The sequence below is a fragment of the Brevibacterium rongguiense genome (genome assembly GCF_009857845.1).
Classification (GTDB): Bacteria; Actinomycetota; Actinomycetes; order Actinomycetales; family Brevibacteriaceae; genus Brevibacterium; species Brevibacterium rongguiense.
The window spans coordinates 83,937-92,096 of the sequence record NZ_WWEQ01000005.1 but is presented as its reverse complement, the minus strand read 5'-3'; the positions used below and the strand labels follow the sequence as shown (position 1 = coordinate 92,096).

General features: G+C 73.2%; 9 protein-coding genes. 3 read left to right on the top strand and 6 right to left on the bottom strand.

The features are described 5' to 3' along the window. Window positions 1-274: 274 nt before the first annotated feature. Complete coding sequence (locus GSY69_RS02280) at window positions 275-1,051, bottom strand: lytic transglycosylase domain-containing protein (RefSeq protein ID WP_160952276.1); 777 nt, start codon at window positions 1,049-1,051, stop codon at window positions 275-277. Between the two features lie 229 nt (window positions 1,052-1,280). On the opposite strand from GSY69_RS02280, the gene GSY69_RS02275 reads away from it, so the two are divergent. After that, on the top strand, window positions 1,281-2,258 hold the full coding sequence (locus tag GSY69_RS02275) for a hypothetical protein (RefSeq protein WP_160952275.1): 978 nt from the start codon (window positions 1,281-1,283) through the stop codon (window positions 2,256-2,258). Between the two features lie 79 nt (window positions 2,259-2,337). Here GSY69_RS02275 and GSY69_RS02270 read toward each other — a convergent pair whose 3' ends face one another. Together GSY69_RS02270 and GSY69_RS02265 are read right to left on the bottom strand one after the other, a co-directional pair. Beyond that, the gene (locus GSY69_RS02270) at window positions 2,338-2,577 is read right to left on the bottom strand and encodes a hypothetical protein (RefSeq protein WP_160952274.1); all 240 of its coding nucleotides are present in this window, start codon (window positions 2,575-2,577) and stop codon (window positions 2,338-2,340) included. 282 nt (window positions 2,578-2,859) lie between these two features. Further along, entirely contained in the window at window positions 2,860-3,675 is an 816-nt protein-coding gene (locus GSY69_RS02265; RefSeq protein WP_160952273.1) for a hypothetical protein, read from the bottom strand. Between the two features lie 195 nt (window positions 3,676-3,870). Here GSY69_RS02265 and GSY69_RS02260 point away from each other — a divergent pair, with 195 nt between their 5' ends. Next, on the top strand, window positions 3,871-4,086 hold the full coding sequence (locus GSY69_RS02260; protein ID WP_160952272.1) for a DUF3073 domain-containing protein: 216 nt from the start codon (window positions 3,871-3,873) through the stop codon (window positions 4,084-4,086). Between the two features lie 114 nt (window positions 4,087-4,200). Here the strand turns inward: GSY69_RS02260 and purM are convergent, their stop codons facing one another. From purM to GSY69_RS14390, 3 genes are read right to left on the bottom strand one after another with little or no spacing between them, the layout of a single operon-like run. Continuing rightward, a complete protein-coding gene (gene purM / locus GSY69_RS02255; RefSeq protein ID WP_160952271.1) occupies window positions 4,201-5,307 on the bottom strand; it encodes a phosphoribosylformylglycinamidine cyclo-ligase in 1,107 nt (368 codons plus the stop codon). 1 nt (window position 5,308) lies between these two features. Then, a complete protein-coding gene (purF, locus tag GSY69_RS02250) occupies window positions 5,309-6,796 on the bottom strand; it encodes an amidophosphoribosyltransferase (protein WP_160952270.1) in 1,488 nt (495 codons plus the stop codon). 4 nt (window positions 6,797-6,800) lie between these two features. Then, window positions 6,801-7,328 carry a hypothetical protein gene (locus GSY69_RS14390; RefSeq protein WP_160952269.1) on the bottom strand — a complete coding sequence of 176 codons (528 nt, stop codon included), beginning with the start codon at window positions 7,326-7,328 and terminating at the stop codon, window positions 6,801-6,803. 283 nt (window positions 7,329-7,611) lie between these two features. On the opposite strand from GSY69_RS14390, the gene GSY69_RS02240 reads away from it, so the two are divergent. Further along, window positions 7,612-8,136 (top strand): hypothetical protein, encoded by a 525-nt coding sequence (locus tag GSY69_RS02240; RefSeq protein WP_160952268.1) that lies wholly within the window; start codon window positions 7,612-7,614, stop codon window positions 8,134-8,136. Window positions 8,137-8,160: the final 24 nt, after the last annotated feature.

The window sequence follows — 8,160 nt, the reverse complement described above, 5'->3', positions numbered from 1 at the left end:
GGCGTGCCCGAGCCGCCGGCGGGCGTGCCGGCACGGTCGGCGGCCGGGCCCGGTGCAGGGGCCGTGCGGGCCGGATGCGGCGCTGGGGCGCCGGCAGCGGAGATGTCCATGCCGGCACCGTAGGCACGGCGGCGCCCCACCGCGGCGCGGGGCTGTCACGCGCCGTCGCTTAGGCGTCACCGCCCGTCACACGCGGTCATGGACCGCCCCACGCGGCATCCGGGCCGTCAGCTCGATGACCGCCTCGGCATCGGGGCGCCGTGCGCTCGGCCCGTCAGGAGCGCCCTGCGCGCGCGGCGATCGAGTTCGCCGCGGCAAGCACATCGCGCACGTAGACATCGGAGTCGTTGTACGAGCGGATAGCCCGGTCCCACCCGGCCGCGGAGCTGACCTCGCCCGAGGCGCACAGGTAGCCGGCCGCCGTGAGCGCGGCATCGTCGATGTTGTGCGGGTCCGCTTTGCCGTCACCGCTGCCATCGCGCCCGAACTGGCGCCAGGACTGCGGGATGAACTGCATGGGGCCCACCGCGCGGTCGTGCTCCTTGTCCCCGTCGAGCTTGCCGTTGTCCGTGTCCGGGATGTTCTTGACGTTCACGCCGTCGAGCGCCACGCCCACGATGGGCTTCGAGGTGGTCCCGTCGGCCGTGATGTGCGCGCCGCCCTCCCGCCCGTGATTCGACTCGATCTGCCCGATCGCCGCCACCGTGTTCCACGACAGCCCGCACTCGCGCTGCTCGCGATCGACCTTCGCGGCGGCCGCGGCGTACGCCCGCAGCGCGCGGCCGGGGATGCCCGTGCTGGCCTCGGTCGCCCGCACCCACGCCGAGTCGACGGCGTCGGCCGGCTTCTGACTGGCCGCCGGGGTGGGGGCGGCATCCGCGGCGGTCTGAGCGGCGCTGGGCGCCGCCGGCTCGCCGTCCTGGATCTCCGCCGAGGTGCCCTGGGACTGGCGCGGGCCGATCACCCCGCCCACCACGAGTCCGCCGCCCACGAGCAGCACGAGCACGGCGAGGATCGCTCCCACCAGGAAGCCCTTCTCCGACCTGCTCATGCGCCCATCCCTCCATCGTCTGCCGCCATCCCGACCAGCCTAGCGAGGACACCCTCACCCGGCGGGGAACTCGGCCCGCGCGCCGGTCCGCCCCGCGCAAACTCCCGCCACGCGTGCCGGGGTGAGCCAAACCGGCCACAGGGGGCCGGATTCCCCTCCGAGCCTCGCAATGCCGCGCTAGCCTGGCGGCAGACCTCGGCAGCAGACATCCGCGACCGCAAGGACCGACATGGATCGACGAACCCTCCTCCGCACGGGCCTGAGCGCGAGCGCCGCAGCCGCCCTGGCCAGCACCGCCGGCTGCGCCCCCTGGACTTCTGGCTCCAAGCGGGCCGGCGAGTTCCGCGTGGAGCCCACCGAGGACGGCATCCGCTGCGCCCTGGAAGCGGCGGCGAAGACCCAGGGCGAGGACTTCCGCTACGCCTACGCCCAGGTGTGCGAGCGGTGGGCGCGGGGCCGCAGTCGGCAGGGGGCCTCGTGCGCGGTCGGCGACGTGGCGGACGAAGCGGACATGCCCGTGCTGGGCACCCGGGGCACGCTGAGTGAGTCCCTCGACGCCATCCCCTTCGGCGACATGGTCGCCTGCGCCGGCTCCGCGCCCGGCTGGGGCGCCACGATGATCAGGCTCTCCACGGCGATCACCGCGGTGAGCGGGCCCGAGGGCGTGCGCATCGACGGCCGCCCCTCCGCCTACCGGGAAACATTCCTCCGCGCGCCCAGCGTCGAACAGCTGTGGGATGAGGCCCATGAGATGGGCTCCGGTGCCATCACGGGGCTCTCGCTCCACCGGGACGCGGCAGCCGTCCGGTTCGCCGGCGACTTCGGGTTCAAGCGGGCGCTCGCGAGCGCCGGCACCGGGGTGGACGGCCCCCTCACATTCGGCCGCTTCACGCTCTACGGCGAGGTGGGAGCGGCGGCGGTTCCCAGCACCGTCACCGGCGCCCAGATCGTGGCCGCCATGGACAGGCGCATGCGCTGGGCGCACCGCTCCTGGACGGACCTGAGCTCGATCCAGCTGCTGGACTCCGACAGCATCGGTGCGCGGGAGACAGGCCCTGGCCTTCCGGCAACCCCCACGACCGGGCTGCCCACGGCACGTCACGCGGGGGCCGGCGATGCGGTGCTCGTCCTGCACTTCGAGGCGGCGAACACGCGCTTGGTCGTCTTCGTCGACCCCGTCCTCGAGCGGCGGGCGCACGGCTCCTGAACCCGGTGGGGGCGGCGCCAAGCCGCCCGGCTCCGGCGCAGCGATGGTGCGGACCCAGCGCAGCGATGCCGCGCACCCGTCAGGCGGCGGTTCCAGCGGCCCGCATCGGACCGCCCTCGGCCGCAAGTCCCTCCGGCAGCGCGGCCCCGGCCGCGGCGGGGCCGGCCTCGGCACCGCTGCCGCCGACCGAGGCGCCGTCTCCGTCGACCGCATCCGCACGTGAGGCGAGGAAACGGCGCTGACGGCGCAGGCCCACGACGGCGCTCGTGCACAGTCCGGTCAGCACGAGCAGGGCGGTGAAAGCGAATGCGAAGACCATCGTCTTCTTCGTCCCTCCGGTATCGGCACCGCGCGGCCCGGAACCCCTGAGCTGCGCGCGGGCGGGGGCGCGCAGGGCGGCCGACCGCGCCTCCCACGCTACCCAGCGCGCGCCTCGGGCCGGGGCCGGGCCTGTAAACACTGTGTGAATACCCAGCCGGAGGCCTGGGCCCCCGAGTCCCCCGCCAGTAGCGTGGCACGTGCCAGGGCAGCGATGCCCCGGCACTCCCCGTGCCTGCGGGCATCCCCCGGGGCCGTCGTCATGGCCGGCGGCGGCCCCGCCTCAGCTGCCGCGGGCGTAGAGGCCGAGCGCCTCCCACTGCCGTGTGTAGGCGTTGAACGCGGCGATCGCGGATTCGCGGTCGTCGGCGTCGAGTGCGTCCACCCAGTCGCTCACCAGGTCCGCACCGGTCTCCGGGTAGATGATCTCGCTCATCCCGCCCAGGTCCAGCTCGACGATCGAGTTCATGTCGAACGAGTCGAGCCAGTCCGAGAACTGCTCCGCGGATTCGACGACCGCGCTCAGCCGCGACTTCTCCTTGAGCACCGAGACCGCCCATTCGACCCGCGACGCGGCGGTGAGGATGGGCACCCGGATGCGCACCCGATGACCGTGCTCGGTCTCGTCGGCGATCACCTGGTCCTCCTCGGGATCGATCGCCAGCCACCACACCGGCGAGACATCCCACGCCGAGGTGCGGGTGAACACGCGCGTATCCGGCTCGCCCTGCAGCCACTCGACGCGGTGGGCGGCCGCGCGGCGCCGCGCGGACTTGGGCACCATCGCGTCGAGCTCGGCCTTCGAGGACGACTCGCTCAGGGCCTCGAGCGCGTGCCAGGAGCGGATATCGTCCTGCAGCGGGCAGACCCGATCGATGCCGTCCCCCGCGTCCGCACCCGTCATCATGATGGGCGTGCCGCGGTAGGAGTCGGCCACGGGGTCCGGCGGCAGGCTGATGAGCCGGGCGTCGGCGTCCTCCCCGGCGAGCCGGAGGATCATCGTCCGGTTGTCGCTGACCGGGTAGTCCTCGAGATCCGGGTGGACCACGAGGGGCTCGAAGATCCGCAGTTCGATGAGGTATCGGCGCTCGTACGGCATGGCCCCAGCGTATCCGCAGGGCGGCAGCGCCCCGCACCCCGCGGCTGCCGGTGCCGCCGCGGCCCGTCTTGCCGGCCGTCTTGGCAAATGGCACAAGCGGGTGGGAGCCGCTAGAATCGGACCGCAGAGAAGTGACGAAGCTGGACGGGGCCCCATTGCTGCGCCCCGGGTCGAAGACGGAGGGGGTCGACGCCTGTGGGTCGCGGCCGCGCAAAAGCGAAGCAGATCAAGGTAGCCCGGAAGCTCAAGTACTACAGCCCGGACACCGATCTGGGTGCTCTCCAGAAGGAGCTCGGCGGAGAGCACGGCTCGGACTCCGGCGCCGATCCCTATGATGAGTCCGACTACTCCGACTACGCGGACAAGTACGCGGACGTCGACGACGAGCCGGAGGAATCGGAGCAGCGCTGACCCCGCCGCTCAGCACGAGCCGCAGAACGCCGAACGGGCCCCGCAGGTGCGGGGCCCGTTCGCGTGCGCCGTCCGGGCTCTCCCTCACCCGGGGCCCGTTCGCGTGCGCCGTCCTCAGCGCAGGATGGCCGCGCCGCCCTGCACGCCCTTGGCACCGGAGACATAGCCCGGGGCCTGGGCAAGCGAGCCGTCGTCCGCTGCCACCTCGCCCAGCCGCCACGCCCCCGGCACAGCGGCGAGCACGGCGTCGGCCTGCGCGGCATCGACGGCGAGCACCATGCCGACCCCCAGGTTCCACGTCCGCTCCCGGTCCTCGCGGGGCACGTGGCCCAGGTCGCCGAGCACATCGAAGACAACAGGCACGTCCCACGTGCTGCGCTCCATGACGGCGATGAGGCCGGCGGGCAGCACCCGCGCCACGTTGGCGCTCAGGCCGCCCCCGGTGACGTGCGACATCGCGTGGACGGCGCCCGGCACCCGCTCGAGGAGTTCGAGCAGCTCGCCGGCGTAGACGCGAGTGGGCGCGAGCAGCTCCTCGCCGAGGGTGCGGCCGAACTCGGTGACCTCGCGCTCGAGGCGCCAGCCGGCATCGGCGATGATCCGGCGCACGAGGGAGAAGCCGTTCGAGTGCAGACCGGACGAGGGCAGCCCCAGGAGCACGTCGCCCGCGGCCACGCGCTCGGGGCCGAGTGCGCGGGAGGCCTCGACGACGCCGGTCGCGGCACCGGCGACGTCGTACTCGTCCGCCGCGAGCAGCCCGGGGTGCTCGGCGGTCTCGCCGCCCACCAGGGCGACCCCGGCGCTGGCGCACGCCTCCGCGATGCCGCGCACGATCGCCGCGATGCGCTCGGGCACCACGTGGCCGCAGGCGATGTAGTCGGTCATGATGAGCGGCTTGGCGCCCACGACGACGATGTCGTCGACGACCATGCCCACGAGGTCCCAGCCGATCGTGTCGTGGATGTCGAGCGCCTGCGCGATCGCGACCTTCGTGCCCACCCCGTCGGTCGAGGTGGCCAGCAGGGGCCGCTCGTAGTCCTTGAGCATGCTCACGTCGAACATCCCGGCGAATCCACCGGTCGCGCCCACCACCCCCGGGGTGTGCGTGGCGGCGACGGCGGACTTCATGAGCTCCACGGCGCGGTCGCCGGCGTCGACGTCCACGCCCGCGGCGGCGTAGGTCGTTGCGCTCTGATCGCCCGGATTGCCCGTCTCAGCCATGTCAGCAGCCCTTCTGGGGGTCGAGGCCCGCCTCGAGCGGGATGGGGTAGGAGCCGGAGAAACACGCGGTGCACAGCTGGTCGGCCTGCTGGCCGGTGGCCTCGATCATGCCGTCGATCGAGATGTAGCCCAGGGAGTCCGCGCCCAGGGACTTGCAGATCTCGTCGTTCGTCAGGCCGTTGGCGATGAGCTCGGCGCGGGTGGCGAAGTCGATGCCGTAGAAACAGGGCCACTTGACCGGCGGCGAGGAGATCCGCACGTGGATCTCCTCCGCACCGGCCTCGCGCAGCATCCGCACGAGCGCGCGCTGCGTGTTGCCGCGCACTACGGAGTCGTCGACGACGACGAGGCGCTTGCCGACGATGTTCTCGCGCAGCGGGTTGAGCTTGAGGCGGATGCCCAGCTGGCGGATCGTCTGGGAGGGCTGGATGAACGTGCGGCCCACGTAGGCGTTCTTCATGAGCCCCTGGCCGAAGGGGATGCCCGACTCCTCCGCGTAGCCCACGGCCGCCGGGGTGCCCGACTCCGGGGTCGCGATGACCATGTCCGCATCGACGGGGTGCTCGCGGGCCAGCACTCGGCCCATCTCCGTGCGCGCGGTGTGCACGGTCTTGCCGTGCAGGATGCTGTCCGGGCGGGCGAGGTAGACGTACTCGAAGACGCAGCGCGCCTCCTGCTGGGGCTCGGCGAAGCGGTAGGAGCGCAGGCCGTCCTCGTCGATCGCGATGAGCTCCCCGGGCTCCACCTCGCGCACGAACGAGGCGCCGACGATGTCGAGGGCCGCCGTCTCGCTCGCGACGACCCAGCCGCGCTCCAGGCGCCCCAGCGCCAGCGGGCGCACCCCGTGGGGGTCGCGGGCGGCGTAGAGGGTGTGCTCGTCCATGAACGCGAAGCAGAACGCGCCCTCGAGCTTGGGGAACAGGCTGAGCGCGGACTGCACGAGGTCGTCACCGGGCGAGGTGGCCAGCAGCTCGGTGACGAGCGAGGTGTCGTTCGAGGAATCGCGGTGGGGCCGGGTGCGCGCGTTCTTCTTCGTCGCGAGCTTCACCTGCTCCTGGTGCGCGCTCGTCGCCTCGTCGGCCATCTCCTGGAGGCGCTCGAAGTTCGTGAGGTTGCCGTTGTGGGCGAGCGCCACCGTGCCGAACGGCGTGGGGCCCAGGGTGGGCTGCGCGTTCTCCCACGAGGACGAGCCGGTCGTCGAGTAGCGCGTGTGGCCGACGGCCAGGTGCCCGGGCAGCGTGGCGAGGTCGTTCTCGTCGAAGACCTGGGAGACGAGCCCCATGTCCCGGTAGACGAGGATCTGCTTGCCGTTGCTCGCGGCGATGCCGGCGGACTCCTGCCCGCGGTGCTGGAGCGCGTAGAGGGCGTAGAAGACGAGTTTCGACACCTCTTCACCGGGCGCCCATACGCCGAATACGCCGCACTCGTCCTGCGGCTTCTTGTCGTCTGCGTCGAGTTCGTGGGTCAAGCGCCCATCAGGTCGTGCCACGGTCTCATTCTTCCATATCGGACGGGCCGCCCGCGCCGCGCACGGCGCCGTCCGCCGGCCCAGCTTCCGAACCGCCCGCGCCGCCGGCCGCGGTCTCGGGAGCGGCGGACGGCGCGGCAGCGGCGGGCTCGGGTTCGGCGGCGGCATCGGTTTCGGCGGCGGCCAGCGCGTCTGCGGTCGTGGGTGCGCCCGCGGCTGCCGAGGAGGACTCGGCATCGGCGGCGGAGGACGAGGCGACCGGGCGCTCGACCGGCTCGTACTCGGCGCCCACGGTGTAGCGGCGGGCCCGCTTGAGGCCGACCCGGTCGACGATGAGCGCGACCACGGCGCCGGCGAAGCCGCCGACGGCGGCGCACAGCGCCATGAGCAGGCCGACGATGGCGGCGGGCGAGAACTGCGTGGTCAGCGATGAGGTGTCCGCGGGGATGAGCCAGAGCACCATGCCGACGGCGAAGCCCGCCACGATGCCCGCGCCGATGAAGACCCCGTAGCGGGGGCTCCTGCGCACGGAGACGTCGACCGTGTCCTTCATGTACTCCCCTGCTGCTCGCACTGTCCCGGCCCGGGCGCCTCGGGGACTGCCCTGCTGGTCCGCGGCCCCGCGAAAGCCGCCCGTGCGAGTCTAGTTCAGCACCGCTCGCGGACACAGATGCGCTGGTCACAGCCGGCCCAAGGCCGCGCTGTAGCGCGGGCGCGGCCCGTGTCAGTCCCTCCCCGCATACTGCGCAGTGTGGGGCGGCGGAACGGACTGACGGACTGCCTGGGAGCCACGGGCCGGGCTGTGCGGGAGCGGCGGGCTGGGAGGAGCGGGCACGATGGCGGACCTTCGGGCAGGCGCGGGGGCGGCGGAGGTCCGCGCCGCGCTCGCCGCGCAATCGCAGGGCGGCGCACGCCTCACCCACGCGCAGCTGCTGCGCGCGCTCATGGACCTGTGGGGCTACGAGGCGGTGTGCGCGTTCTTCTGGCGGCGGGTCTGCGATGCGGCGAGGTCAGCGGCCCGCGGGCCGGCGCCGGCGTACTCCCGCGCGCAGGCGGAGCTCATCGCGCTGCGGTTCAGCGCGACGTGGCACGGCTGCCCTCTCGAGGGCAGCACTCCGGGAGCGTGCGCACCGAGCGCGCGCGGCGCGTTCGACGGTGAGCTGCTGGGCTTCGACGACGCCGAGGTCGGCGGGGCAGGGCTCGGCGGGGCAGGGCTCGGCGATGCTCAGGTCGGCGGGGCAGAGCTCGGAGGGCCAGAGTTCGGATGGCCAGAGGGTGGTGACGCTCGGACCTTCCGGGCAGACCTCGGCTGGGCAGACTCCGCGGACGGCGGCGAAGGCGGCGCCTGCCGTGACGGGTAACGGCTGCGGGGATGGCGCGGGTGG

What these genes read in the sequence shown, in the direction of transcription:
- GSY69_RS02280 (WP_160952276.1), bottom strand. Translation starts at nt 1,051, where the DNA reads ATGAGCAGGTCGGAGAAGGGCTTCCTGGTGGGAGCGATCCTCGCCGTG.
- GSY69_RS02275 (WP_160952275.1), top strand. Translation starts at nt 1,281, where the DNA reads ATGGATCGACGAACCCTCCTCCGCACGGGCCTGAGCGCGAGCGCCGCA.
- GSY69_RS02270 (WP_160952274.1), bottom strand. Translation starts at nt 2,577, where the DNA reads ATGGTCTTCGCATTCGCTTTCACCGCCCTGCTCGTGCTGACCGGACTG.
- GSY69_RS02265 (WP_160952273.1), bottom strand. Translation starts at nt 3,675, where the DNA reads ATGCCGTACGAGCGCCGATACCTCATCGAACTGCGGATCTTCGAGCCC.
- purM (WP_160952271.1), bottom strand. Translation starts at nt 5,307, where the DNA reads ATGGCTGAGACGGGCAATCCGGGCGATCAGAGCGCAACGACCTACGCC.
- GSY69_RS14390 (WP_160952269.1), bottom strand. Translation starts at nt 7,328, where the DNA reads ATGAAGGACACGGTCGACGTCTCCGTGCGCAGGAGCCCCCGCTACGGG.
- GSY69_RS02240 (WP_160952268.1), top strand. Translation starts at nt 7,612, where the DNA reads ATGGCGGACCTTCGGGCAGGCGCGGGGGCGGCGGAGGTCCGCGCCGCG.